Genomic DNA, 23,462 nt, shown 5'->3' on the forward strand with positions numbered 1-23,462 from the left:
GGTCAAGCCTGGGTTCGGGGCATCCCGAAGCGGAATTTAAAGGATTCGGGGCGGCGAAAGCGAACGCGAAACGTCCGGTTGCCTTCGGCGAAGGTGCGACGGATTAACCCACAAGGCGACTCGGGACGTTGCGGTCCTACCGGCGCCGGGGCGACGCACGCCGCCGCACCACTGCGCCGCTGCGGGCCGGCGCCTCGTCCAGCAGCAGCAGCAGCCGGTCCAGCGTGCCCTCGTCCAGGTCGTGGATGCGCTCAGCCAGACGGTTCGCCAGTTCGGTGGCCTTGGGACTGAGGCCGGCGGTGTCCACCGTCACCCGCGGGTGCGACAGGTCGGCCAGCCGTTCCAGCTCCTCCGCCTCGTCCCAGATGATGCCGAAATAGGCGCAGATCTGCCGGACGAGCTGGGCGGAGGGCTGGCCCCGCTTGCCATGCTCCAGCGCCGACAGGTAGGCGGAGGAGATGTGCAGATCCGCCGCCATCTGCTTGAGCGTCACGCCCTTGCCCTCGCGCAGCGCGCGGACCCGTTCGCCGAAGGGTGTCATCGCCGTCCCGTCCTACCGGTGCCAGCCCTGATGACCGCCCTGATGCTGGTCGCGGCGCCGCTTGATGAGGACGTACAGCGCCCCGTCGCCGCCGTGCCGGGGCTGCGCCGGGCGCACCGCCAGCACCATGGGGCGCAGGGGGGAGTCGGCCAGCCAGCGCGGCACCGACTGGCGCAGCACGCCGGCCCCGCCGGTGTAGGTGCCCTTGCCGGTGATGACCAGCACGCAGCGCCGCCCCTCGTGCCAGGCGCGGTGGACGAAGCCCGACAGGGCGCCGTGGGCCTGGGACTGGCTCATCCCGTGCAGGTCGATGCGCCCGTCGATCTCCATCTCGCCGCGCGAGAAGCGGTCGGCGGTGCGGCGGTCGATGTTGTCGACGTTGCCGACCCTCAGCGGCGGCTGGGACGGTCGTCCGCCCTTCGGCACGCCGCCGCGCGGCGGCAGGGTCGGGGGAGGGGAGGCGGTGGTGGCGACCGGTTCCGGCTCCGCGGCGGGGGTGGCGGGCGGCTCCGGGTCCTCGGCGGCCCGGCCCGGCATCGGCTCCGCGTCGCGCATGGCGATCCGCCACAGGCGCCGTTCCTCGGTGGTGACCGAGCGGCGGCGGCTCATGGCGCGAACCTTTCAGGCGCGCTGGTCAGGAGGCGGAGCGGATCAAACACGGCTGCAGAGGTTCCGGCACGGACAACGCTCCGATAAACCCTTGAACGCTCAGCCGTGTCAATCCTCCACCAGCAGAATGTGAAGGCGCCGCGGCCCATGGGCGCCCAGCTCGATCCGCATCTCGATGTCGCCGGTCCGCGACGGTCCCGTGATGAAGTTGACGGTGCGGGGCAGGGCGCCGTCTCCTCCGGCGGCGCGCAGGCGGTCCCAGGCGTCTTCCATGGTGCCGACGATCTGGCCGCGCCGCAGCACGACGATGTGGGTGTCGGGCAGGAAGTTCAGCGTGGTCGGTCGTTCCGCCCCCGAAAGGAGCATCAGCGAGCCGGTCTCCGCCACCCCGGCGAAGGCACCGTTGAGCGAGGCGCCGTCGGTGTCGCGGGCGCGGCCCTTGGTCACGGTCAGGGTCGGGCGCCGGTCCCAGGGGATGGAGTCCAGCGCGGCGTCCGGGGCGACGCGGACCTCGGCGGGTAGGTTCAGCCCGGCCAGATAGTCGGCCACCGCCCCCGGCACGTCCGCCATGCCGCCCAGCAGTTCGACCGTCGCGGAGACCTCCGTGGCCATGGCGGCGAACAGCTCCACCTGCCGGTCGTGGGGAATCCGGGCGCGGGCCGGGATCAGGTTGCGCGGGTGGGTGGCGAGCCGCTTGCGGGCTTCCTCGGACCCTTCGGCGGAGTTCAGCGCCTTGCGGATGCCGCCCAGGATTTGGGCGCGGGCGGAGCCGGTGTCGGCCATGGTCAGCGCTTCCCCTTCTTCTCGGCGGCCTGTTTCTCGGCCCACATCTGCTGGAAGGTTTTGCCCTCCGGCGCCGGCATGTCGCGGTGCTGCGTCCAGCTCCGGGCCAGCGGCAGGCTGGCGAAGCGCCCCTTGCCGCGGCCCAAGGCACCCAGCGCCCGCACCGCCATACGGGTGGCGGCGTGGTACAGCGCCGGGCGCCGCGCGAACCAGCCCCAAAGGGCCAGCCCCCGGCGCATCGCGGCGGGCTGAAGATTCTGTTCGAACTCCTTTTCCCGCCAGTGGCGCATCATCTTGGGCAGGGGGATGCGCATTGGGCAGACCGCCTCGCACCGCCCGCAGAAGGTGGAGGCGTTGGGCAGGTGCCCGGCCTCCTTTACGCCCAGCAGGGCCGGCTGCATCACCGACCCGATCGGCCCCGGATAGACCCAGCCGTAGGCGTGCCCGCCGACCGCGCCGTAGACCGGGCAGTGGTTCATGCAGGCGCCGCAGCGGATGCAGCGCAGCACGTCCTGGAACTCCGTGCCCAGAAGCGCCGACCGCCCGTTGTCCAGCAGCACGACGTGGAACTCCTCCGGCCCGTCCAGGTCGCCGGGGCGGCGCGGGCCGGTGGAGAAGGTGGTGTAGGCCGACGCCTCCTGCCCCGTGGCGGAGCGCGCCAGCAGGCGCAGCACCAGCGCGGCGTCCTCCAGCGTCGGCACCACCTTGTCGATGGTGGCGATCACCACATGGACGCGCGGCAGGATCTGCGTCAGGTCGCCGTTGCCCTCGTTGGTGACGATGACCGTGGAGCCGGTCTCCGCCACCATGATGTTGGCCCCGGTGATGCCGACGTCGGCCTGCTGGAACTTGCGGCGCAGCACCTGCCGCGCCTCGGCGATCAGCACCTTCGGCTCGTCCAGCACGCGGTCCGGGGGCAGGTCGGTGTGGGCCTGCCGGAAGGTGCCCTCCACGTCCGTCTTGGACAGGTGGAAGGCCGGGGCGATGATGTGGCTGGGCGGCTCGCGGCGGAGCTGGATGATGTATTCGCCGAGATCCGTCTCGATGGGGGTCAGGCCGTTGGCCTCCAGGTGGTCGTTGATCCCGATCTCCTCGGAAATCATCGACTTGCCCTTGGTGACGGTCTTCGCCCCGACCTTGCGGCAGATGCCCAGGATGGCGTCGCGCGCCTCCTGGTCGGTGCGGCACCAGTGGACATGGCCGCCCTGCTCCGTGACCTTGCCCTCGAAGGCCTCCAGATAGGTGTCGAGGTTGGCCAGGACGTGGTTCTTCAGGTCGCGGCCCTGGTCGCGCAACGCCTCGAACTCCGGCAGGCGGTCGGCGGCCTGCTTGCGGCGGTTGACGAAACCGGCGGGCGCGATGGCCAGGACCTTCTGAAGCCGCTCGTCGCTCAGCGCCTTGCGGGCGTTCTCGGGGAAGGCGTGGGTGGTGGGCTGCATCGTCTTCACGCCTTCTCGCCGATGGGGGGAGCGTCGGTGACGCCGGCCAGAACCTCCGCCACATGGCGGACGCGGACGGCGGAGCCCTCGCGCTTCAGCTTGCCCGCCATGTTCAGCAGGCACCCCATGTCGCCGGCCAGCAGCGTGTCGGCCCCGGTGCCCTTGATGTCCGCCGTCTTGGCCTCGACCATGCGGTTGGAAATGTCCGGATACTTGACGCAGAAGGTCCCGCCGAAGCCGCAACAGACCTCCGCCCCCGGAAGCTCGTTCAGAGTCAGCCCCTCGACCTTCGCCAGCAGGCGGCGCGGCTGCTCCTTCACGCCCAGCTCGCGCAGGCCCGAGCAACTGTCGTGGTAGGTGATCGTCCCGTCGTAGCGTGCGCCGGTGTCCGTTACCCCCAGCACGTCGGTCAGGAAGGACACCAGCTCGTGCGTGCGCGCCGACACATGCCGCGCACGTGCCGCCCAGGCCGGGTCGTCGGCCAGAAGCTCCGGGTAATGCTTGCGGATCTGCCCGGCGCAGGAACCGGAGGGGACGACCACATGATCGAACCCCTCGAAGGCGGCGATGGTGCTGCGGGCGAGATCCCGCGCGGTCGCCCGGTCCCCCGCGTTGAAGGCCGGCTGGCCGCAGCAGGTCTGGGAGGCGGGCACCTCGACCGTGCAGCCGGCGTCCTCCAGCAGCTTCACCGCGGCGAAGCCGACCGTCGGGCGGTAGAGATCGACGAGGCAGGTGACGAACAGCCCCACTCGGGGGGCGGGGCGCGTGTCGGTCATGATGTCCCGTTTCTTCTTGTGTGCTGATCCCCTCACGGTGGCGACTGTAGGTCGTCCCGCCGGGGATGGCAACGGGCCGGGCCGGTGGCGTCCATTCGCACCGCGTCGCGAAGCAACCGAGAGTTGCCCAATCAAAAAGGATGACGGATCAAAAATAAAGTGAAAGAAACGATGCGACAGGCACGCTTTCTGTCTGGAAATCATCGTAAAAATTTTTACCGAATTGAAATCTAAATTCACATATTTTCCGTATATGAGAATAGGACGGCCGGTCGTTCGGCCATGGCTCTCTGCTAAGGGTTGTACCGGTTATCGTGCGAGGGTAAGGGGCAAGGCGATGAGTCTGATGAGTTTTTTCCGGGGTGGGTCCGCCGGTGGCAACCAGCGCGGCGCTGAGCTGGCCGAGCTGACCGAAGCGCTCGACCTTTACGGCAACCATGCCGGCGTCGGCCTGTGGGACGCGGTGTTCCACAACGGCGACCCGGCGCATCCGCAAAGCCGCTGGACCTGGTCCGGGCAGTTCCGCCGCCTGCTCGGCTTCGAGGGGGAGCAGGACTTCCCGAATCTGATGACCTCCTGGTCGGACCGCCTGCACCCGGACGACAGCGCCCCGACCTTCGCCGCCTTCGGCGCCTTCCTGGCCGACGCCAGCGGCCGCACGCCGTTCAACGTGCGCTACCGCGTGAAGATGCGCGACGGTTCCTACCGTTGGTTCCGCGCCATCGGCGGCTGCCGGCGCAACGCGGCCGGCGTGGCGCTGCGCGCCTGCGGCTCGCTGATCGACATCCAGGAGGAGGAGGAGATGCGTCGGCGCGCCGCCTCCCTCGCCGCCGACTTCGACGCGAAGGTCAAGAGCGTGGTGCAGGCGGTGTCCGGCAGCTCGACCGAGATGCAGGGCGTGTCGCGGCAGCTCGGCGCCCTGTCGGAACGGTCGACCCGCCAGAGCGCGGAAGCCGCCACCGCCACCGCCCAGGCGGCGTCCAACGTCCAGGCGGTCGCCGCCGCCGCGGAGCAGCTTTCCGCCTCCATCGGGGAAATCGGCCAGCAGGTCGAACGGTCGGTCGCCATCGCGCGCGAGGCGGTGTCGCGCACCGAGCAGATCGGCGGCACCGCCGACAGCCTCGCCCAGTCGGCGCAGCTCATCGGCGACGTGGTGAAGCTGATCCAGGGCATTGCCGGCCAGACCAACCTGCTGGCGCTGAACGCCACCATCGAGGCGGCGCGGGCCGGCGAGGCGGGAAAGGGCTTCGCCGTGGTGGCAAGCGAGGTGAAGAGCCTCGCCAACCAGACGGCCAAGGCGACCGAGGACATCTCCGCCCAGATCGCCGGCATCCAGGCGGCGACCAACCAGACGATCGGCGCCATCCAGGGCATCGGCGAGACGATCCGCTCGATCAACGAGATTTCCACCACCATCGCCTCGGCCGTTCAGGAGCAGGCGGCGGCGACGCAGGAGATTTCCAACAACGTCGCCCAGGCCGCCCGCGGCACGGATGAGATCGCCCGCAGCATCGAGGCGGTCAGCGTGGCGTCGAACGAGACGGCGCAGGCCTCCGGCCTCGTCATCCGCTCCTCCTCCGACCTCTCGGGCCAGTCCGACAGCCTGAAGCATCAGGTCGAGACCTTCCTGCAGGCGCTGAAGGCGTCCTGATGGAAATCCGGCGCGGGGGCGTGTCCCCGCGCCGGTCCCGTATCAGGGTCCCGCGGCTCAGGCGACCAGGGCAACGAGGTCAGGTTGATTTCTGTCCCAAAGGCATCGAATAGCCCTCTCCCCCCTGGGGAGAGGGTGGCCCGAAGGGCCGGTGAGGGGGGAACGTTGCTCCATGCTGGGCTTTTCCGGCCTTCGGCCGCCCCCTCATCCCGACCTTCTCCCCAGGGGGAGAAGGAGTGGGCGTCGCTCCGACTGAACCTGTTGACCTGACCTCGTTGCCCTGCTCAGACGACCAATCCCACCGCGATCATGCACATGACGCCGCCGATGCCCGTGTCCAGCACCCGCCATGCGCCGGGCCGGGCGAAGACGGGGCGCAGAAGACGCGCGCCATAGCCCAGCGCGAAGAAGAACAGGAAGGACGCCGTCATCGCCCCCAGCGCGAAGGCGTACTTGCCCTCCGCGAACTGTGTGGACACGGAGCCGACCAGCACCACCGTGTCCAGATAGACGTGCGGGTTGAGCCAGGTCAGAGCCAGACAGGTCGCCAGCGTCACGCCGAGCCCCGCCGGAACCGCCGCTGCCGGGGTCAGAGCGCCGCCCGCCCGCAAGGCCGAGCGGAAGCTGCGCAGCCCGTAGACCAGCAGGAAGGCCGCCCCGGCGTAGCGGGTCGCCGTCTCCAGCCACGGCAGCCACCGGCTGGCCTGGGCGAAGCCGCCGACCCCGGCCAGGATCAGCAGGGCGTCCGACACCGCGGAGGTCAGGCAGACGGCCAGCACATGCTCCCCGCGCAGGCCCTGGCGCAGCACGAAGGCGTTCTGCGCGCCGATGGCGACGATCAGGCTGAGGCCCAGCAGAAGACCGGGAAGGAAAGCGGACAGCATGACGGCCCCGTTCTTTGAAAGAGGCCGTTCCGATACCATGGCGGTTTGGATTAGAATAACTAAAGTCCCTTACCCCAATTAAGGAACGCTGATCCATGCTGGACTACGCCCTGCTCGCCGCGCTGGCGGCGGTCGTCCGCAGCGGCAGTTTCGAGCGGGCGGCGCAGCAGCTTCACGTCACCCCCTCCGCCGTGTCCCAGCGCGTGAAGCTGCTGGAGGAGCGGATGGGAGCGATCCTGGTGGTGCGCGGATCGCCCTGCACCGGCACACCCGCCGGCTTGCTGTTGAGCCAGCACGCGGAGCGGGTGTCCCTCCTGGAAAGCGAATTGCGGGAAGCGCTTCCCGGTGTTCCGCAGGACGGGCCGCCGGTGACCGTGCGCATGGCCGTGAACGCCGACAGCCTCGCCACATGGTTCGTCGCCGCGATGGCCGAAACTCCGGACCTTCTCTTCGACCTCGTCCTGGACGATCAGGACCACAGCGCCGACTGGCTGCGCCGGGGCGAGGTCCTGGCCGCGGTGACGTCCGGCGGCAAGCCGGTGCAGGGCTGCGACAGCACCCCGCTGGGCGCGCTGCGCTACGTCGCGACGGCCAGTCCGGCCTTCCTGCGGCGGCATTTTCCCGATGGGGTGGATGCGGCGTCGCTCCCCCGCGCGCCGCGCCTGACCTTCAACAGCAAGGACAGGCTTCAGACGCAGTGGACCCGGCAGGCGTTCGGGGCGGAGATCGCCTCGCCGACCCATTGGATGCCCTCCACCCACGCTTTCGTCGATGCGGCGCTGGCCGGGCTCGGCTGGGGGATGAATCCGGAAAGTCTGGTCGCCGGTGCCCTGCGCGACGGGCGGCTGGTGGCGCTGGTGCCGGGCCAGCCGCTGGACGTGCCGCTGTTCTGGCAACGCAGCCGCATCGCCAGCCGCACCCTGGCGGGCATCACGCGGGCGGTGTTGACGACGGCGCGCGCCCACTTGACGCAAGCGTGACGGCTAGCGGTTGCCCGCCGGCACGATGACGCTCGCCAGGAACAGGGCCGCGGCGGCGACCACGATGCTCGGCCCGCCCGGCAGGTCCCAATTCAGGGAGGAGAACAGCCCGCCCAGAACCGCGGCGATCCCGAAGACCGACGCCAGTGCGGCCATCGTCTCCGGCGTGCGTGAGAAGCGGCGGGCCGCCGCCGCCGGGATGATGAGAAGCGAGGTTATGAGAAGGATGCCGACGATCTTCATCGCCGCCGCGATCACCAGCGCGATCAGCAGCATGAAGGCCAGCCGGAGCGCCTCCACCGGCATGCCTTCCACCCGCGCCAGATCCTCGTTCACCGTCACGGCCAGCAGCCGCCGCCACAGCAGCAGCAGCCCGCCCAGCGCCGCTCCACCGCCGGCATAGATCCAGGCCAGATCCGCGTGCGTGACGCTCAGGATGTCGCCGAACAGATAGGCGACCAGATCGACGCGCAGCGTCTCCAGGAAGGCGATGGCGACGAGGCCCAGCGACAGCGACGAATGCGACAGGATGCCCAGCACCGTGTCCGAGGCCAGCGTCCGGCGTCCTTGCAGCCCGACCAGAGCCAGCGCCAGCGCGACGCAGACCGCGACCACCCCGACCAGCGGGTTGACGCCCAGAAGGAAGCCAAGCGCCACCCCCAGCAGGGCGGAATGGGCCAGCGTGTCGCCGAAATAGGCCATGCGCCGCCACACCACGAAGGAACCCAGCGGACCGGCCACCAGCGCGATGCCGCAGCCGGCGGCCAGCGCGCGCAGAACGAAGTCATCCATGGCAGCAATCCCCGTCATGGCCGGGCATCACGGCGCCGTCCGCGGCGTGCGCGTGGTCGTGGTGGTGGACATAGACGGCCAGCGCGTCGGCGTGGCGCCCGAACAGGGCGCGGTATTCCGGGTGGCGCTGCACGTCCTCCGGCGCGCCCTGGCAGCAGACATGGCCGTTCAGGCACAGCACGCGGTCGGTGCGGGCCATCACCGTGTGCAGGTCGTGGCTGACCAGAAGCACGCCGCAGCCGCGGGTCCGGCGCAGCGTCTCGATGCGCCCGAACAGCTCCGCCTGCCCATGCACGTCCACCGCCTGGTCGGGCTCGTCCAGCACCAGCAATTCCGGGTCGCCCAGCAGGGCGCGGGCCAGCAGAACCCGCTGCATCTCCCCGCCGGACACGCTCTGCACCGGGCTGGCGGCGAGGTGGGTGACGCCCGCTTCCTCCAGCGCGTCGGCGATGCGCGCGTCGGTCACCGGGCGCCACAGCGCCAGGAAGCGGCGCACCGTCAGCGGCAGGGTCGCGTCGACCGTCAGGCGCTGCGGCATGTAGCCGATGCGCAGGCCCCGGCGGCGCTCCACCACCCCGGACGAGGCGCGGACGAGGCCCAGGACGGCGCGCACCAGAGTCGTCTTGCCCGCGCCGTTGGGGCCGATCAGCGTGACGATCTCGCCGGGCCGCACCTCCAGGTCCACGCGGTCGAGGATCGTCCGCCCGCCCAGCCGCACCGTCAGATGCCTCGCGTCGACGAGGGGAGGCGAAAGGGAAGCCGCCGGCGGTCGCGCTGCGTGGTGGGCCGCGTGATGGATTGACATGTTATGTTATAACGTGACATTTCTGGGGTCGAAGAAAGCTATGCGCCGGAAAGACCCGGCTGTCCAGTCAGACGTTGAGGAACCCACCCATGCGCTTCGTGATGCGTCACCTGCCGTCCCTTGCTCTTCTGGCAACGTTGGCCGTCGCATCCCCGGCGCTGGCCGATGCGCCGAAGGTCGTCGCCTCGATCAAGCCGGTCCATTCCCTGGTTGCCGCGGTGATGGCGGGGGTTGGGGAACCGGCGCTGATCGTGCGCGGTGCCGCGTCGCCCCACACCTACGCCATGAAGCCGTCGGACGCGAAGGCGCTGGCCGCCGCCGATCTCGTCTTCTGGGTCGGGCCGGAGCTGGAGGGCTTCCTCGCCAAGCCGCTGAAGGCCAACGCGAAGAAGGCCAAGGCCGTGGAGCTGCTGGAAGCGCCGGGCATCGCCCTGCTCGACGCCCGCGAAGGCGGCGCCTGGGACGCCCACGGCCACGCCGACGGCCATGGGCACGAGCACAAGCACGATCACGCCCCCGGCGACGGCCACGATCACGACGAGACGGACACCCACATCTGGCTCGATCCCGACAACGCCCGCGCCATGGTCGCCGCCATCGCCGAGGCCCTGTCGGCCAAGGACCCGGCCAACGCCGCCGCCTACACGGCCAACGCCGCGCGCACCGTCCAGGCCATCGACGCGCTGGACGCCGAGCTGAAGGCGGCGCTGGCCCCGGTGACCGGCAAGCCCTTCGTCGTCTTCCACGACGCCTACCAGTATTTCGAAGCGCATTACGGCCTGTCCGGCGTCGGCGCCATCACCCTGAATCCGGAGCGCCGCCCCTCGGCCAAGCGCCTGTCGGAAATCCGCGCCAAGATCACCTCGCTGGACGCCGTCTGCGTCTTCGCGGAACCGCAGTTCGAACCGACGCTGGTGGACACCGTCGTCGGTGGCACCCAGGCGAAGAAGGGCGTGCTGGACCCCGAGGGGGCGGATCTGGCGGACGGTCCCGGCCTCTACCCCGCGCTGATGCGCAACCTTGCCGCGGCGCTGAAAGGCTGCCTCGGCTCCTGACGGCCCTTAAGCCTTGCCCCGGCCTGTGCTAGACCCATGTCGGAATTCTCCCAGGGAGGCAGGCATGAAGATCGGGGTCGTCGGGTGCGCGGGGCGCATGGGGCAGATGCTGGTGCGCGAGATCGCCGCCACGCCGGGCTGCACGCTGGCCGGCGGCACGGAGCGGGTGGGCGGCCCCGCGCTCGGCAAGGACATCGGCACCCTCGCCGGCCTGGAGCCGCTGGGCGTGACGGCCATCGACGACGCGGCGGCGCTGTTCGCGGAGGCCGACGCGGTGATCGACTTCACCAGCCCCGACGCCAGCGTCCGCCACGCGGCGCTGGCCGCCCAGTCGGAAACCGTGCTGGTCATCGGCACCACCGGCATCGGCCCGGCCCAGCAGGAGGCCATCGTCCAGGCCGCCACCCACACCCCGATCGTCCAGTCGCCGAACATGTCGCTGGGCGTCAACCTGTTGCTGGCCCTGGTCGAGCAGGTGAGCCGCGCGCTGGACGAGGACTACGACATCGATATCCTGGAGATGCACCACCGCCGGAAGGTGGACGCCCCCTCGGGCACCGCGCTCGGCCTCGGCCACGCGGCGGCGGCGGGGCGCGGGGTGGCGCTGGAGGATGTCTGGCAGAAGGTGCGCGACGGCCACACCGGCGCCCGCCCGCGCGGCGAGATCGGCTTCGCCACGCTGCGCGGCGGCGACGTGATCGGCGACCACACCGTGGTCTTCGCCGCCGATGGGGAGCGGATCGAGCTGACCCACAAGGCGTCGGGCCGCCAGATCTACGCCAAGGGCGCCGTCCGCGCGGCGCTGTGGGCCAACGACAAGCAGCCGGGCCTCTACAGCATGAAGGACGTGCTGGGGATCTGACCCCTACGCCGCTTCCTCTTCCGGTGTGGCGCGCCCCTGTTCCCAGGCGAGCAGGGCGCGCTTGCGGGGGATGCCGTAGCGGTAGTTGTGGATGATTCCCGATTTCTGGATCACCCGGTGGCAGGGGATCAGCACGCAGACCGGGTTGCGTCCCACCGCCGCGCCCACCGCCCGCATGGCGGTCGGCTGGCCGATGGCGCGGGCCACGTCCTCGTAGGACACGACGGCGCCCGCGGGGATGCGCAAAAGCGCCTCCCACACCTTGATCTGGAAATTGGTGCCCTTCATCAGCAGGCGCAGCGGCTCGGCTCCGCCGTTTTCAATCCCGGCCGCGCCGTCCCAGCGGAAGGCGCGGGCCGCCGCCGGGCGGGTGGCGTCGGCGTCCTCCACCAGACGGGCGGCGGGCCAGGCGGCGGCCATCTCGGCCAGCGCGTCGCGCCCGTCCTCCTCCTCGGCGAAGCTCAGCCAGCAGACGCCGCGTCCGGTGGTGGCGACCAGTGACGGGCCGAAGGGGGTCGCGTGCAGGCCCCAGCGGATGGTCAGCCCGCCGCCCAGCGCCTTGTACTCGCCGGGCGTCATCGCCTCGCAGGCGACGAACAGGTCGTGCAGCCGTGACGGGCCGGACAGCCCGACGTCCAGCGCCACGTCCAGGACGCTGTGGTTCTCGGCCAGCCGCCGCTTGGCGTTGTCCAGCGTCAGGAATTGCAGGAAGCGCTTCGGGCTGATCCCCGCCCATTGGGTGAACAGCCTCTGGAAATGGAAGGGGCTCATGCCCGCCACCTCGGCCAGCTCGCCCAGCGCCGGCTGATCCTGCCAGTTCTCGACCAGATGTCGGATGGCGGCGGCGATGGCGCGGTGGCGCCGCGCGTCGAGCGGATCGGCGACGGGATCGGCGACGGGATTCAGGCACGGCATGGCGATTCACTCCCAGGCTCCATGACCGGCCCAGGATGCGCCGCCGGGGCAGGGGGGACCAACCCGTTTCTTGCGAAGCCTGCCGTGGCGTCAGGGCACCGGTTCGGGGTGGCAGGGCGCGCGGCGCCAGTCGGCCAGCGCGCCGCGCAGCGCCTTGGCGACATCCCCCCGTTCGACCGGCGTCAGGAAGGCCCCGACGGTTACCGACTGCCCGTGCGAGGTGAGGGTGAGCTGGCTCTCGTGCCGGGGCGGGTCGTCCATGGTGACGCGCAGCCAGTTGGGCTGGAAGCTCCAGCGCCGCTCCGGCTTGTTCCAGGCGACGCGCTGGACCGTCAGGTCGGTGTCGGTCAGGCGCACCCGCTCGTACAGCCGGGCGGAACGGTTGTTGACGCGGAAGGCCAGCCAGAGGATCAACACGTCCAGCCCGCAGAAGGGCACCACCGGCCAAGCCCCGTTGGCGGCGAAGATTATGGCGATCAGCAGGTTGGCGAGGATCACCACCCCCATCAGAACCCGGTAGCCGCTTCGCCCCAGGCTGCGGTGTGGGTGCAGGATCGCGTCGAAGAAGACGCGGGGTGCGGAGGGCGGGGGCTTTCCGGTGATGGTCATAGGCATAAGATACTATGCCTCCGGGCCGCGTTCCAGCGGTCGCCCGCGCGGCGCGTTTGCATGGCCGGCCAAGGTCCCGCTATGGTGTGCGCCATGAAGCCCGCCGCCGTTCAGGAATTCTTCCGCCGCCTCAGCGCCGCCAACCCGGAGCCGAAGAGCGAGCTGGAATACGTCAACCCCTACACCCTGCTGGTCGCCGTCGTGCTGTCGGCCCAGGCCACGGATGTGGGTGTCAACAAGGCCACCGGCCCGCTGTTCCGGATCGTCACCACGCCCCAGCAGATGGTGGAACTGGGGGAGGAACGGCTGCGCGGCTACATCAAGACCATCGGCCTGTTCAACACCAAGGCCAAGAACGTCATCAAGCTGTCGGAGATCCTGGTCGCCCAGTATGGCGGCGAGGTGCCGCGCGACCGCGAGGCTCTGGAAACCCTGCCCGGCGTCGGGCGCAAGACCGCCAACGTGGTGCTGAACGTCGCCTTCGGCGAGGAGACCATCGCGGTGGACACCCACATCTTCCGCGTGGGCAACCGCACCGGCCTCGCCACCGGCAAGACGCCCGACGCGGTGGAGGCGAAGCTTCTGAAGGTGGTCCCCAAAGCCTACCGCCGGCACGCCCACCACTGGCTGATCCTGCACGGGCGTTACGTCTGCAAGGCCCGAAAGCCCGACTGCCTCGCCTGCCCGGTCAGCGACCTGTGCGGCTTCAAGGACAAGGTCCTGCCGGCGGCGGTGGTGTGATGTTTCCCGTGAAACGCCTGCGATATGTGCAAAAAGAAAAAGCCCGGCGAGGGCTCGATCCCCGCCGGGCTTGATCGCGAAACCGCGTTTAACGGCGTTTAACCGTCCACCACGATGGGGTCCAGCGCCGCCGGCACCGGGGCCGTTTCCGCCAGAGCGGCGGGGGCCGCGGCGGGCTTGGCCGCGGGGGTGTACTTGCCGATGTCGCCGTTCAGCAGGGCGCCGGCCTCGACCGCCAGCTCGCCGTACTTGATCGAGCCGTGAATGCTGCCGGTGGAGCGCACGGTCAGACGGCCGCGCACGATGATGTCGCCCTCGAACCGGCCACCGATGTCGGCCTCGTCGATCTCGACGGCGCCTTTGAACAGGCCGGTCTCGGCGATCTCGATGGAACGGCCCTCGCGCAGCTTGGCCTCCACCGTGCCTTCCACCACCAGCACGTCGCAGGACCCGATCTCACCGTTCAGGGAGATGTCGCGCCCGACGATCAGGCGGCGCTGGTCGCTGGGCAGCGGGGCGGCGGGCACCGGGGCCGGCGCGGGAGCGGCGGCGGGCGCCGAGGCCGGGGCGCCGTACCCGTCGGGGCGACGCGCCGAGCTTCCCGGCAGATCGACGGTGCGGCGCGGAATGTCGGTCGGCTTGAAGCTCGAACCGGGGATCGGGGCGCCGGCCGGCGGCTTCGGGGTGCTCGTGGTCATCTCGGGTCCCTTGGAGGAAATCGGCTCGGGGTGCGGCGTGCGCTGGGCCGGGGGAGCCGCCGGGCCGGCAGCGCTCCCGGCGGGCGGATTCGTCGCGGAAGGATTGCTCAGGGAGGCCAGCGGCGAAACCGCCGCCGCGGGTTCGGCGGCGCCCGCCTGCGGTGCGGCCGGGATGGCCGGGTCGGCGCTTTGGGTCTTCGGCGCACCGACGGGCGGATTCTTTCGTCCGAACAGCATGAACGTTGATCCCCAGGTCAGTCAGGTCGTGAAGTTTGGGCAGGTCGTCGAAGTCGGGTCGTTTCGGAGGCGGCGTCGCATGACCGGGCCCGATCGACAGCAGCCAAAAGACCACCTGGCGGGGGTAACACGGTCATCCGGCCGGCCGCAAGTGGGCTTTCGCGCAGGGATGGGGCCGTGCCGTACCGTGGTCCGTCACGCTTCCTCCCGGCGGGAAAGGCCCGTCATGGGCCCCGTCATAGCCCCGGTCATCGAATGATAGACATGGACCATGAAGGCGCTTGCGATCACCGGCACCAACAGGTTGACGAAAGGAATTGTCGAAAGAAAGGCAATTACGACACCAGCCGAAAATGGTTTCAACGGCATGGAACGCCGCAGAAATCCCGCTTCCTTCCGCCCCAGCCGCCGGATCGCCACCATCTCGAAGTATTCGCGACCCAGAAGATAGCCGTTCACGGTGTAGAAGATCAGCAGGTTCAACCCCGGCACCATCAGATACAGGGGCAGGGCGAACAGATTGACCAGCAGAACGACCGCAAAAAAGCGCAGCGCGGTCAGCAGTTCCTCCCCCAGGCCGGTCTGGCGGGCCGCCGGCAATTGGGGGTAGTGGCGCCGCTCCACCGCCTGCACCACCTCGTCCAGGAAGAAGCTGGACACCATGCCCACCGTGGCCGGGAACAGCACCCAGGCCAGCACCAGAACAGCCAGCCCGCCCAGCACGTCCAGCACCCCGTCCACCCAGGCGTACCCGGTCAGCGCCGTGTGGAACAGCGCCCACCACACCCCGCCGGCCAGCAGGGCGAAGGCCGTGATGGCGGACAGCACGCCGATCCACACGACGCGGCGGGAAGCCGGGTCGGACAGTTGTCCGATGGCGAGAAGCAGCGCGCGGAACATCCGGACTCCCGTTCGTTTGGGCCGATGCGGCCAAGCGACGCTTATCTACGACGGCAGGCCGCTCCGTTCCAGGGGGTATGCGCCGCGCTTGAGATGTGAAGTCGGGCCGCTATACTCGCGCCTGTTTTTCCCAACGGTCCAGACACCGCATTTCAAGGAGTGCCCATGGCCACGGCCGAATTCGACGTCACCGGCATCGGCAACGCCATCGTCGACGTGATCGCCCATGCCGACGACGCCTTTCTCGCCGCCAACGGCATCGAGAAGGGGGCCATGACGCTGATCGACGCCGCCCGCGCGGAGGAGCTGTACGGCCGCATGGGTCCGGGCATCGAGGTGTCGGGCGGCTCCGCCGGCAACACCATGGCGGGCATCGCCTCGCTGGGCGGCCGGGGGGCCTACATCGGCAAGGTCCACGGCGACCAGCTCGGCCAGGTCTTCCGCCACGACATCCGCGCCGCGGGCGTGCATTTCGAGACGGAGGCCGGCCACGGCGGCGCCCCGACCGCCCGCTGCCTGATCCTGGTGACGCCGGACGCCCAGCGCTCCATGAACACCTTCCTCGGCGCCTGCGTGGAGCTGGGTCCGGAGGACATCGACGAGGCGCTGATCGCCAACTCCCAGGTCACCTATCTGGAAGGCTATCTGTGGGACCCGCCGCGCGCCAAGGAAGCCTTCCGCAAGGCCGCCGCCACCGCCCACGGCGCCGGGCGCAAGGTGTCGCTGTCCCTGTCCGACAGCTTCTGCGTCCACCGCCACCACGCGGAGTTCGTGGATCTCGTCGAAGGCCATGTGGACATCCTGTTCGCCAACGAGCACGAGATCACCGCCCTCTACAAGACCGACCGTTTCGAGGACGCGCTGGAGGCCGTGAAGCGGCTGGGCAGGACCGCCGCCCTGACCCGCAGCGAGAAGGGCGCCGTCATCGTGTCCGGCGGCGAGGTGGTGGAGGTTCCGGCGTCCCCGGTGGCCCGCGTGGTGGACACCACGGGTGCGGGCGATCTCTACGCCGCGGGCTTCCTCTACGGCTTCACCCGCGGGATGTCCCCGGCGGAGTGCGGGCGTATCGGCGCGCTGGCCGCGGCGGAGGTGATCAGCCATGTCGGCGCCCGCCCGGAAATCCTGCTGGCCGATCTGCTGAAGGATGCAGGCGTTCCGGCCTGATTGCCGCCAGCTTGATTGCCGCCAGCCTGATTGCCGGACGACGCCTGTAAGGTATAAGCTGGCGGACCCTTCCGTTCGCCGGCTTCGCCCCCATGCAAGTGTATCTGCCGATCGCCGAGATGTCGGTCAACGCCCTGCTCGTGCTCGGCATGGGGGGGCTCGTCGGCTTTCTGTCCGGGATGTTCGGGGTGGGCGGCGGCTTCCTGATGACGCCGCTGCTGATCTTCATCGGCGTGCCGCCCGCCGTGGCGGTGGGAACCCAGGCCAACCAGCTCGTCGCGGCCAGCGTGTCGGGCGTCCTGGCCCACTGGCGCCGCGGCAACGTGGACGTGAAGCTGGGCGTCGTCATGCTGCTGGGCGGCATGGTCGGCACGGTGGTCGGCGTCTGGATCTTCTCCATGCTGCAGCGGATCGGCCAGATCGACATCGCGATCACGCTGACCTACGTCCTGTTCCTGGGCACCATCGGCACGATGATGATGGTGGAGGCCAGCCGCGCGCTGATCCGCCGCCGCGCCCCGACCGCCAAGCGGGGCAAGCTGCACCGGCACATCTGGCTGCATGGCCTGCCGCTGAAGATGCGGTTCCAGCGGTCGAAGCTCTACATCTCGGCCCTGCTGCCGGCGGCGATCGGGGCGGTCGGCGGGATGCTGGTGGCGATCATGGGCATCGGCGGCGGCTTCATGCTGGTCCCGGCGATGATCTATCTGCTGAACATGCCCACCGGACTGGTGGCCGGCACCTCGCTGTTCCAGATCATCTTCACCACGGCCATGGCCACGCTTCTCCAGGCGGCCACCAACCAGACGGTGGACGTGATGCTGGCGCTGCTGCTGCTGATCGGCGGGGTGGTCGGCGCGCAGTTCGGCACCAAGGCGGGCGGCAGACTGCGCGGCGAGCAGGCGCGCCTCCTGCTGGCCTCGCTGGTCGTCGCGGTCGCGCTGAAGCTTGCATTCGATCTGGTGGTCGAACCGAACGACATCTTCACCATCTCCACGAGGCAATCGTGAGCGGTGTCCCGAAGGGGGCGGGGCGGCTCTGGTCCGTCCGGGTCGCCGGAGGGCTGGTGGGTCTGCTGGCCGGGGGCCTGCTGGCCGCCACGGTCTGGGCGCAGCAGCTCGTCGCCGACCTGTCCAGCCACCTGATCGCCATCACCACCGGCTTCACCGGGACGGAGGTCGTTCTGTTCGGCACCACCGACGGGGCGGGCGACGTGGCCATCGTGGTGACCGGCCCGCGCACCCCCGTCACGGTCCGCCGGAAGGAGCGCATCGCCGGCATCTGGATCAACGCGCGCAGCGTGCGGTTCGAGCAGGTTCCCGGTTATTACATGGTCGCAACGAACCGCCCGCTGGACCAGTTCGTCGGCCGTCCGGTGCTGGAGCGCCACCAGATCGGTCTGCCGAACCTGCAGCTCGGTCCCCGGGAGCAGTTGGCCCCGGACCAGCTCGCCCTGTTCCGCTCCGCCCTGATCCGCAACAAGCAGCGGGCCGGGCTGTATGGGATTTCCCTGGGGCAGGTGTCCTTTCTCGGCGAGCGGCTGTTCCGGACCAACATCTACTTCCCGGCCAATGTGCCGACGGGGCTGTACAACGTGGAGGCGCTGCTGATCCGCGATGGCGAGGTGGTCAGCGCACAGACCACGCCGTTGGTGGTGTCCAAAGTGGGCTTCAGTGCGGAAATCTACGACTTTGCGCGCAATCAGCCGATGTTCTACGGTGTTGCGGCGGTGATTGGGGCCATCGCCGCCGGCTGGCTGGCCGGCGCCATCTTCCGGAGGGTGTGACCCATGTCCGACCCAATGACGTCCGATCCAATGACGTCCGAATCCACGACGTCCGATCCGGTCACGACCGATCAGGCCGCTTCCGGTACGGACTCCACGGCGAAGCCGCCGGTCCGCATCTTCCTGGTCGTGGTGGACGAGAGCCCGGAACTCCAGCTCGCCTTGCGCTACGCCTGCCTGCGCGCCCGCAAGTCGGGGGGCAAGGTGGCGCTGCTGTACGTCATCGAGCCGGGCGAGGTGCAGCAGTGGCTGGCCCTGGAGAACCTGATGCGCGAGGAACAGCGCGCGGAGGCCGAGCAGAAGCTGCAGAAGCTGGCCCGCGACGTGAACCGGCTGACCGGCACCCTGCCGGCCCTGTACGTGCGCGAGGGCAACCGCCGCGACGAGGTGCTGGCCCTGATCGAGGAGGAGCCGAGCATCTCCATCCTCGTTCTGGCCGCCGGCACCGATCCCGAAGGTCCGGGGCCGCTGATCTCCTACTTCACCAACCGGGGCCTGGCGAAGCTGCGCATTCCGCTGACCATCGTGCCGGGCGGCATCGGCATCGACGCGCTCGACGCGATCACGTGACGCTTCACCGGCCGTAAAGCGCGGCGAGGCTGCGCTGGTCGATGTCCGACCGGTCGTCGGTCAGCACGGGGTGCCCCTCCAACTCGGCGGGGGCCAGCGTCTCCAGGATGCGGGAGGCCGCGTACGCCGCACCCGCCGGTGCCGCGCGCAGGCGTACGCTCAGATCCTCGAGCGTACGTTTCTCCTTCGTCGCAATCAGCAGATAATTCCCGCGCCCGGCGTCGGCGACGTACACCGACGGGAACACCGCCCCCTGCGTCGCCGCCAGAGGTCCGACCAGGGCGTTGCGGTCCATGGGGGAGGCGACGTTCATGACCAGCACGCCGCCCGGCGCCACCCGCCGCTCCACCGCCGCGAAGAACTCCTCGGTCGCCGTGAAGAAGGGGATCAGCGCGGTCGAATAGAGGTCCACGATCACCACGTCGTGCCGCTCCTCCGACCGCTCGACGTGGCGGCGGGCGTCCTCCACGGCGACGCGCACCTCGGGCCGCAGGCCGAACCGCTCGCGCGCCACCTCGACCACCGCCGGGTCCAACTCAACCCCCAGAATGTCGGCGCCGGGCCAGGAATCGAGAATTTCCTTGGCCGCCGCACCACCGGCCAGACCCAGGACCAGAACGCGCGTGCCGTTCCCCAGGGCCGGCACGGCGGCGAACAGGTCGTAATAGAGGCCGGTCGGGCCGCCGTCCTTGCGCAGCCGCGACTGGGTGGCCCAGGCCACGTTCAGATGCAGCCGGATCTGCTCCGCGTCCTCCTGCACCATGATGGTGTTGTGGGGCGTCTCGCGGTAGAGGGCGAAGCCCTGCCCCTCGCCATGGCCGGCGGCCCAAGCCACGGGAACCGCCAGAGCCGCAGCGGCGGCCATCCGTTTCCCACCCGGAACGAACAGGCAGGCGAGCGCCGGCAGGACCGCCGCCAGGGCGTAGCCCGCGGACACCCCGACCTCCGGGATCGCGTAGAAGGAGGCGAAGAAGGTGCCGCCGATGCTTCCCAAGGTGCCGACCGCGTAGATCCGCCCCGCCGCAGCGGCTCCGGACAGGCTGCTCAGCCCCGCGCAGATGGGCGACACCATGGCCAGCGCGAAGGAGGGCAGACCCAGGATCAGCGCCGCTCCGACGACCGACCCTTCCACCGCGTTGAAGCGGCCCGCGGCGTCCGCCAGCATCGGCTTGCCCAGCCAGGGCGTCAGCGCCGCGGCGGCGATCCCGGCGAGAAGGGCGGCGCGCAGCGCCGGCACCGCCTTCGGCCCGTCGCCGATCTGCCCGCCGGTCCAATAGCCGGCGGCCATGAAGGTCATCACCACGCCGATGACGGCGCCCCACTGGTAGACCGAGTAGCCGAAATGCGGCGCCATCAGCCGTCCGCCCAGGATCTCCATCATCATCAGCGACCAGCCCGCGGAGAAGGCGGCGGCGGCCAGCGCGAGAGGACGCAGGGGGGCGGGGGGAGGAAGGCCGGTCAAGGCCGGCGCCCAGGCGTTCGTTGACCGTTCGTTCGTTGGCCGCGCGTTCGTTGGCTGCGCGTTCGTTGAATGGCTGTGTCCATCAGTCCTTGCGTTTTCCCTTCAGCCCATAGACCTCGATCGGGTCGTTCAGCCCCTTCACCGGATGCCAGCCGACCGAGACGACGCGGTTGGCGCAGGCCTCCGCCACCTCGGCGGAGGTCAGGACGTTGCGGTCCAGACGGCTGCACAGCCCCTCGATCCGGCTGACCAGATTGACCGCCGGGCCGATGACGGTGAAGTCCAGCCGGTTCGCGGAGCCGATGTTGCCGTACATCACCTCGCCCATGTGGAGCGCGATGCCGCAGCGCAGCGTCGGCTGGCCCCAGGCGGCACGCTCGGCGTTGCGCGCGTCCATGTCGGTCAGCGCTTCTTCCGCGGCGTCCAGCGCCTTGGTGCAGGCGGCGGCGCCGGTCGGGTCGCCCTCCTCCAGCGGGAAGATGGCCAGCATGGCGTCGCCGATGAATTTCATGATCTCGCCGCCGCGGCTTTCCACCGCGCCGCCCATGATCTCGAAATAGCCGTTCAGCAGGGCGATCAGCTCCTCCCGCGGCAGCCGGTCGGCCAGCGAGGTGAAGCCGCGCAGGTCGCAGTACCACAGCACCGCGCGGACGTTGTCGCCGGTGCCGCGCCGGATGTCGCCGGACAGGATGCGCGCGCCGGTGCGGTGGCCGACATAGGTGTCCAGCACGGTCGTCGCCAGCCGCCGCAGCGCCAGCGTCTCCAGAACCGCGCCCAGCGCCGGCAGCACGGCGTCCACCAGCGCCAGATCGGCGGTGGAGAAACCGCCGGGCCGGTCGGTGGTGAAGCTCAGCACGTTGCGCCGCCCGCCGGCGAACAGGACGGTCATGGCGACATAGTCGGTCGCCCCCTGCGCCCGCAGCTCCGCGAAGACCGGGTAAGGCCAGGGCGGCTCCATCTGCTCCAGCCGGTAGCGCAGGCCGTCGGCGCCGTCCTCGATCAGGGTGGCGAAGGGGCTGGTCAGATACTCGGTGCTGGTCTCTGTGCCGTGGGCGCGGGTGGCGATCTCCACATGGTCCGCGTTGCGGCGCCAGAAGAAGGCGATGGTGCGGATCTGCGGGTGCAGCAGGGGCAGGGCGCAGACGGCGCGCAGCAGCGGCACGCCCGACGCCATCAGCCGGCGGCAGAAACGGTCCATCATCGGCTCGAAGCCGGGGGCGTGCCGGCCCTCCAGCAGCAGCCATTCGACGACCTCCCGCGCGGCGGCGTCGATGGATGGGGCCGCAGGGGTCGCCGGTGTGGGGGCCGGTGCGGTGGCCGCGGGCGGTGCCATGCTCACGGATCGATGACCATAAGGATGCGATGCTTGATCTGTCGGCGGATTCTGCCCAAGTTTCGCCTACGCCGCCAGTGTTGTTCGGCGCCGATGGAGGATATCGCCATGTTCATTCAGACCGAGCAGACGCCCAACCCGGCGACTCTCAAGTTCCTGCCGGGGCGTGACGTGCTCGGACGCGGCACCGCGGACTTCCCGTCCCGCGATGTTGCCGCCGCTTCGCCGCTGGCCCAGCGGCTGTTCGAGATCGACGGGGTCCAGGGCGTGTTCCTGGGCGCCGACTTCGTGACCATCACCAAGGCCGGCGACAAGGAGTGGTTCCTGCTGAAGCCGTCGATCCTCGGCGTCATCATGGAGCATTTCACCGCCAACCGCCCGGTGCTTCTGGAAGAGGCGACCGGCGACGGCCACGCCGCCAGCGCCGACGATGACGAGATCGTCACCCAGATCAAGGAGCTGCTGGACACCCGCGTGCGTCCGGCGGTGGCCCAGGACGGCGGCGACATCACCTTCTACGGCTTCGAGGAAGGCGTGGTGTACCTGGAGATGAAGGGGGCCTGCTCCGGCTGCCCCAGTTCCACCGCCACGCTGAAGGCCGGCATCGAGAACATGCTGCGCCACTACATCCCCGAGGTGGTCGAGGTCCGCGCCGTCCGCTGACGGCCTTCGGATGGGCGCGGCGGCACGGGCCGCGCCCGCCCGGCTTCCCTGCGCCTATTCCGGAACCACGAACTGCATGCCCAGCCAGCGCCAGCGCCCGTCCGCGCTGGGCAGGGTGCAGTTGACGCGCGTGCGGCCCGGCGGGAAGGGATCGCGGATGCGCACCTCCACCCGGTCCTCCGTCACCCGCTCCAGCGCCGTGCGCCCCTGGCCGGCGGCGAAGCAGGCCAGCCGCGACAGATCGCCCAACCCGTCCGCCACGGTGAAGCCGAGCGGCGGCGGGTTAACGGTCAGCAGCGGGTCGTCGGGCGTCATGTCCGTCACCGGCAGGGGCAGCGCGTTGGCGGCCAGCCGGAAACGGTCCACGCTGCCGAAACTCTCGTTCATCACGAAGCGGGGCAGGGCCACCCGGTCGGCCTGCGGGTGCAGGACGCCGGACTGCTGGCCGAAGGCCGCGGCGAACCCCTGCTCCGTCACGATGGCCCGCACCGCCGACGATACCTCCCCCTGCGGGTAGGCGAACAGGGTGGGGCGCTGGCCCGTCTCCGCCTGCAGCCGGTCGGCCATGCGGCGCAGCTCCGCCCGCACCTCGTCGGCGGGGCGGGAGACCAGCGACTGGGTGGAGGCGCCGAGCCCGCCGATGGTCACCCCGGCGGCGGCGAGCTGCCGCAGCTCCGTCCAGTTCATGTGGGCGGGCGATCCGCGGTCGATGGCGTCGGTCGCCACGAACAGGGTGAAGGGCAGCCCCGCCGCCTTCAGCCGCGGCCAGGCCTCCCGGAAGGCGGAGCGGCTGGCCTCGTCGATGGTGATCGCCACCGTCCGGTCGGGCAACGGTGCGCCGGTGCGCAGCGCCTCCAGGATGCGGAGCAGGGGCAGGACGTGGTAATCGCTGTCCCGAAGCTCATCCAGATGGGCCTCGAACTGATCGATCCGGATGCTGATGGACGGGTTCTGATCCTCGCCGAAACGGTCGTAGGCGAAGACGACGGCGGCGCTTCCCGTCCCGTCGGCCTCGACGCCGGGGCTGCCCGCCAGGGCTTGGAAAGCCCAGGCGGCGGCCACGGCGAACAGGGTGACGGCGCGGCGGAACGGCATGGCGGCGTGTCGTGGGTCCGGTGCGGTGGGTCCGGTGCGGATCGGGCGGCCGGACGGGTTCCGGATTGCGCCAAGGCTGATGTGGCACAAGCACCCCGGCGGGAACAAGTCC

The 23,462-nt window shown here is 70.1% G+C and carries 25 protein-coding genes; 10 read left to right on the top strand and 15 right to left on the bottom strand.

From position 1 onward, the window contains the following. Positions 1-136: 136 nt before the first annotated feature. The 5 genes from DS843_RS05655 to DS843_RS05675 form a co-directional block, all read right to left on the bottom strand. A complete protein-coding gene (locus tag DS843_RS05655) occupies positions 137-541 on the bottom strand; it encodes a helix-turn-helix domain-containing protein (protein WP_149467906.1) in 405 nt (134 codons plus the stop codon). 12 nt (positions 542-553) lie between these two features. Further along, positions 554-1,150, bottom strand: a complete 597-nt coding sequence (locus DS843_RS05660; RefSeq protein ID WP_149467907.1) for a Smr/MutS family protein — start codon at positions 1,148-1,150, stop codon at positions 554-556. A 108-nt stretch (positions 1,151-1,258) separates the two neighbouring features. Next, positions 1,259-1,933: a LutC/YkgG family protein gene (locus DS843_RS05665; protein ID WP_149467908.1), complete on the bottom strand. Its 675-nt coding sequence runs from the start codon at positions 1,931-1,933 to the stop codon at positions 1,259-1,261. Between the two features lie 2 nt (positions 1,934-1,935). Beyond that, a complete protein-coding gene (locus DS843_RS05670) occupies positions 1,936-3,372 on the bottom strand; it encodes a LutB/LldF family L-lactate oxidation iron-sulfur protein (protein ID WP_149467909.1) in 1,437 nt (478 codons plus the stop codon). A gap of 5 nt (positions 3,373-3,377) precedes the next feature. Then, positions 3,378-4,148, bottom strand: coding sequence for a (Fe-S)-binding protein (locus DS843_RS05675; protein ID WP_149467910.1), 771 nt, complete (start codon positions 4,146-4,148; stop codon positions 3,378-3,380). Positions 4,149-4,494: 346 nt separating this feature from the next. On the opposite strand from DS843_RS05675, the gene DS843_RS05680 reads away from it, so the two are divergent. Continuing rightward, positions 4,495-5,799 (top strand): methyl-accepting chemotaxis protein, encoded by a 1,305-nt coding sequence (locus DS843_RS05680; protein WP_149467911.1) that lies wholly within the window; start codon positions 4,495-4,497, stop codon positions 5,797-5,799. A gap of 284 nt (positions 5,800-6,083) precedes the next feature. Here the strand turns inward: DS843_RS05680 and DS843_RS05685 are convergent, their stop codons facing one another. Continuing rightward, complete coding sequence (locus DS843_RS05685; protein WP_149467912.1) at positions 6,084-6,683, bottom strand: LysE/ArgO family amino acid transporter; 600 nt, start codon at positions 6,681-6,683, stop codon at positions 6,084-6,086. 95 nt (positions 6,684-6,778) lie between these two features. Between DS843_RS05685 and DS843_RS05690 the strand changes: the two genes are divergently transcribed. Further along, the gene (locus DS843_RS05690) at positions 6,779-7,663 is read left to right on the top strand and encodes a LysR family transcriptional regulator ArgP (RefSeq protein ID WP_149467913.1); all 885 of its coding nucleotides are present in this window, start codon (positions 6,779-6,781) and stop codon (positions 7,661-7,663) included. Positions 7,664-7,666: 3 nt separating this feature from the next. On the opposite strand, the gene znuB is transcribed toward DS843_RS05690, so the two are convergent. Both znuB and znuC read right to left on the bottom strand, forming a co-directional pair. Beyond that, complete coding sequence (gene znuB, locus DS843_RS05695; RefSeq protein ID WP_149467914.1) at positions 7,667-8,455, bottom strand: zinc ABC transporter permease subunit ZnuB; 789 nt, start codon at positions 8,453-8,455, stop codon at positions 7,667-7,669. Next, positions 8,448-9,260, bottom strand: coding sequence for a zinc ABC transporter ATP-binding protein ZnuC (gene znuC / locus DS843_RS05700; protein WP_149467915.1), 813 nt, complete (start codon positions 9,258-9,260; stop codon positions 8,448-8,450). Before znuC ends, znuB begins: the two co-directional genes overlap by 8 nt. 89 nt (positions 9,261-9,349) lie before the next feature. Between znuC and znuA the strand changes: the two genes are divergently transcribed. Continuing rightward, complete coding sequence (gene znuA, locus DS843_RS05705) at positions 9,350-10,315, top strand: zinc ABC transporter substrate-binding protein ZnuA (RefSeq protein WP_149467916.1); 966 nt, start codon at positions 9,350-9,352, stop codon at positions 10,313-10,315. 64 nt (positions 10,316-10,379) lie between these two features. Beyond that, a complete protein-coding gene (gene dapB / locus DS843_RS05710; RefSeq protein ID WP_149467917.1) occupies positions 10,380-11,177 on the top strand; it encodes a 4-hydroxy-tetrahydrodipicolinate reductase in 798 nt (265 codons plus the stop codon). A 3-nt stretch (positions 11,178-11,180) separates the two neighbouring features. Here the strand turns inward: dapB and DS843_RS05715 are convergent, their stop codons facing one another. Together DS843_RS05715 and DS843_RS05720 are read right to left on the bottom strand one after the other, a co-directional pair. After that, positions 11,181-12,092, bottom strand: coding sequence for a methylated-DNA--[protein]-cysteine S-methyltransferase (locus DS843_RS05715; protein WP_149467918.1), 912 nt, complete (start codon positions 12,090-12,092; stop codon positions 11,181-11,183). A 90-nt stretch (positions 12,093-12,182) separates the two neighbouring features. Then, entirely contained in the window at positions 12,183-12,707 is a 525-nt protein-coding gene (locus DS843_RS05720) for a DUF2244 domain-containing protein (RefSeq protein WP_286191954.1), read from the bottom strand. An 87-nt stretch (positions 12,708-12,794) separates the two neighbouring features. Here DS843_RS05720 and nth point away from each other — a divergent pair, with 87 nt between their 5' ends. Beyond that, positions 12,795-13,442, top strand: coding sequence for an endonuclease III (gene nth / locus DS843_RS05725; protein ID WP_167525201.1), 648 nt, complete (start codon positions 12,795-12,797; stop codon positions 13,440-13,442). A gap of 98 nt (positions 13,443-13,540) precedes the next feature. Here the strand turns inward: nth and DS843_RS05730 are convergent, their stop codons facing one another. Together DS843_RS05730 and DS843_RS05735 are read right to left on the bottom strand one after the other, a co-directional pair. Beyond that, a complete protein-coding gene (locus tag DS843_RS05730) occupies positions 13,541-14,377 on the bottom strand; it encodes a bactofilin family protein (RefSeq protein WP_149467919.1) in 837 nt (278 codons plus the stop codon). 195 nt (positions 14,378-14,572) lie between these two features. Next, positions 14,573-15,277, bottom strand: a complete 705-nt coding sequence (locus tag DS843_RS05735) for an EI24 domain-containing protein (RefSeq protein ID WP_149467920.1) — start codon at positions 15,275-15,277, stop codon at positions 14,573-14,575. A gap of 165 nt (positions 15,278-15,442) precedes the next feature. On the opposite strand from DS843_RS05735, the gene DS843_RS05740 reads away from it, so the two are divergent. The 4 genes from DS843_RS05740 (at position 15,443) to DS843_RS05755 (ending at position 18,797) form a co-directional block, all read left to right on the top strand. Then, positions 15,443-16,441 (top strand): adenosine kinase, encoded by a 999-nt coding sequence (locus DS843_RS05740; RefSeq protein ID WP_149467921.1) that lies wholly within the window; start codon positions 15,443-15,445, stop codon positions 16,439-16,441. A gap of 92 nt (positions 16,442-16,533) precedes the next feature. Beyond that, positions 16,534-17,451 carry a sulfite exporter TauE/SafE family protein gene (locus tag DS843_RS05745; protein ID WP_149467922.1) on the top strand — a complete coding sequence of 306 codons (918 nt, stop codon included), beginning with the start codon at positions 16,534-16,536 and terminating at the stop codon, positions 17,449-17,451. Then, positions 17,448-18,227 carry a TIGR02186 family protein gene (locus DS843_RS05750; protein ID WP_149467923.1) on the top strand — a complete coding sequence of 260 codons (780 nt, stop codon included), beginning with the start codon at positions 17,448-17,450 and terminating at the stop codon, positions 18,225-18,227. Before DS843_RS05745 ends, DS843_RS05750 begins: the two co-directional genes overlap by 4 nt. Before the next feature lie 30 nt (positions 18,228-18,257). Continuing rightward, positions 18,258-18,797 (top strand): universal stress protein, encoded by a 540-nt coding sequence (locus tag DS843_RS05755; protein WP_286191955.1) that lies wholly within the window; start codon positions 18,258-18,260, stop codon positions 18,795-18,797. A gap of 4 nt (positions 18,798-18,801) precedes the next feature. Here DS843_RS05755 and DS843_RS05760 read toward each other — a convergent pair whose 3' ends face one another. Both DS843_RS05760 and DS843_RS05765 read right to left on the bottom strand, forming a co-directional pair. After that, a complete protein-coding gene (locus DS843_RS05760; RefSeq protein ID WP_149467925.1) occupies positions 18,802-20,259 on the bottom strand; it encodes a fused MFS/spermidine synthase in 1,458 nt (485 codons plus the stop codon). Between the two features lie 82 nt (positions 20,260-20,341). Beyond that, positions 20,342-21,592 carry an adenylate/guanylate cyclase domain-containing protein gene (locus DS843_RS05765; protein WP_149467926.1) on the bottom strand — a complete coding sequence of 417 codons (1,251 nt, stop codon included), beginning with the start codon at positions 21,590-21,592 and terminating at the stop codon, positions 20,342-20,344. 108 nt (positions 21,593-21,700) lie between these two features. On the opposite strand from DS843_RS05765, the gene DS843_RS05770 reads away from it, so the two are divergent. Next, entirely contained in the window at positions 21,701-22,255 is a 555-nt protein-coding gene (locus DS843_RS05770) for a NifU family protein (protein WP_149467927.1), read from the top strand. Between the two features lie 54 nt (positions 22,256-22,309). On the opposite strand, the gene DS843_RS05775 is transcribed toward DS843_RS05770, so the two are convergent. Continuing rightward, positions 22,310-23,350: a polysaccharide deacetylase family protein gene (locus DS843_RS05775; protein ID WP_149467928.1), complete on the bottom strand. Its 1,041-nt coding sequence runs from the start codon at positions 23,348-23,350 to the stop codon at positions 22,310-22,312. Between the last annotated feature and the right edge of the window lie 112 nt (positions 23,351-23,462).

Source organism: Roseomonas genomospecies 6 (genome assembly GCF_008365375.1).
Taxonomy (GTDB): Bacteria; Pseudomonadota; Alphaproteobacteria; order Azospirillales; family Azospirillaceae; genus Azospirillum.

Bases quoted from the DNA above. Each gene is read 5' to 3' on its own strand.
- DS843_RS05660 (WP_149467907.1), bottom strand. From the start codon at position 1,150: ATGAGCCGCCGCCGCTCGGTCACCACCGAGGAACGGCGCCTGTGGCGG.
- znuC (WP_149467915.1), bottom strand. From the start codon at position 9,260: ATGTCAATCCATCACGCGGCCCACCACGCAGCGCGACCGCCGGCGGCT.
- DS843_RS05765 (WP_149467926.1), bottom strand. From the start codon at position 21,592: ATGGCACCGCCCGCGGCCACCGCACCGGCCCCCACACCGGCGACCCCT.
- DS843_RS05755 (WP_286191955.1), top strand. From the start codon at position 18,258: ATGACGTCCGAATCCACGACGTCCGATCCGGTCACGACCGATCAGGCC.
- DS843_RS05670 (WP_149467909.1), bottom strand. From the start codon at position 3,372: ATGCAGCCCACCACCCACGCCTTCCCCGAGAACGCCCGCAAGGCGCTG.
- nth (WP_167525201.1), top strand. From the start codon at position 12,795: ATGAAGCCCGCCGCCGTTCAGGAATTCTTCCGCCGCCTCAGCGCCGCC.
- DS843_RS05775 (WP_149467928.1), bottom strand. From the start codon at position 23,350: ATGCCGTTCCGCCGCGCCGTCACCCTGTTCGCCGTGGCCGCCGCCTGG.
- DS843_RS05690 (WP_149467913.1), top strand. From the start codon at position 6,779: ATGCTGGACTACGCCCTGCTCGCCGCGCTGGCGGCGGTCGTCCGCAGC.
- DS843_RS05665 (WP_149467908.1), bottom strand. From the start codon at position 1,933: ATGGCCGACACCGGCTCCGCCCGCGCCCAAATCCTGGGCGGCATCCGC.
- DS843_RS05740 (WP_149467921.1), top strand. From the start codon at position 15,443: ATGGCCACGGCCGAATTCGACGTCACCGGCATCGGCAACGCCATCGTC.
- DS843_RS05655 (WP_149467906.1), bottom strand. From the start codon at position 541: ATGACACCCTTCGGCGAACGGGTCCGCGCGCTGCGCGAGGGCAAGGGC.
- DS843_RS05685 (WP_149467912.1), bottom strand. From the start codon at position 6,683: ATGCTGTCCGCTTTCCTTCCCGGTCTTCTGCTGGGCCTCAGCCTGATC.
- DS843_RS05730 (WP_149467919.1), bottom strand. From the start codon at position 14,377: ATGCTGTTCGGACGAAAGAATCCGCCCGTCGGTGCGCCGAAGACCCAA.
- dapB (WP_149467917.1), top strand. From the start codon at position 10,380: ATGAAGATCGGGGTCGTCGGGTGCGCGGGGCGCATGGGGCAGATGCTG.
- znuB (WP_149467914.1), bottom strand. From the start codon at position 8,455: ATGGATGACTTCGTTCTGCGCGCGCTGGCCGCCGGCTGCGGCATCGCG.
- DS843_RS05675 (WP_149467910.1), bottom strand. From the start codon at position 4,148: ATGACCGACACGCGCCCCGCCCCCCGAGTGGGGCTGTTCGTCACCTGC.
- DS843_RS05735 (WP_149467920.1), bottom strand. From the start codon at position 15,277: ATGTTCCGCGCGCTGCTTCTCGCCATCGGACAACTGTCCGACCCGGCT.
- DS843_RS05680 (WP_149467911.1), top strand. From the start codon at position 4,495: ATGAGTTTTTTCCGGGGTGGGTCCGCCGGTGGCAACCAGCGCGGCGCT.
- DS843_RS05715 (WP_149467918.1), bottom strand. From the start codon at position 12,092: ATGCCGTGCCTGAATCCCGTCGCCGATCCCGTCGCCGATCCGCTCGAC.
- znuA (WP_149467916.1), top strand. From the start codon at position 9,350: ATGCGCTTCGTGATGCGTCACCTGCCGTCCCTTGCTCTTCTGGCAACG.
- DS843_RS05770 (WP_149467927.1), top strand. From the start codon at position 21,701: ATGTTCATTCAGACCGAGCAGACGCCCAACCCGGCGACTCTCAAGTTC.
- DS843_RS05745 (WP_149467922.1), top strand. From the start codon at position 16,534: ATGCAAGTGTATCTGCCGATCGCCGAGATGTCGGTCAACGCCCTGCTC.
- DS843_RS05720 (WP_286191954.1), bottom strand. From the start codon at position 12,707: ATGCCTATGACCATCACCGGAAAGCCCCCGCCCTCCGCACCCCGCGTC.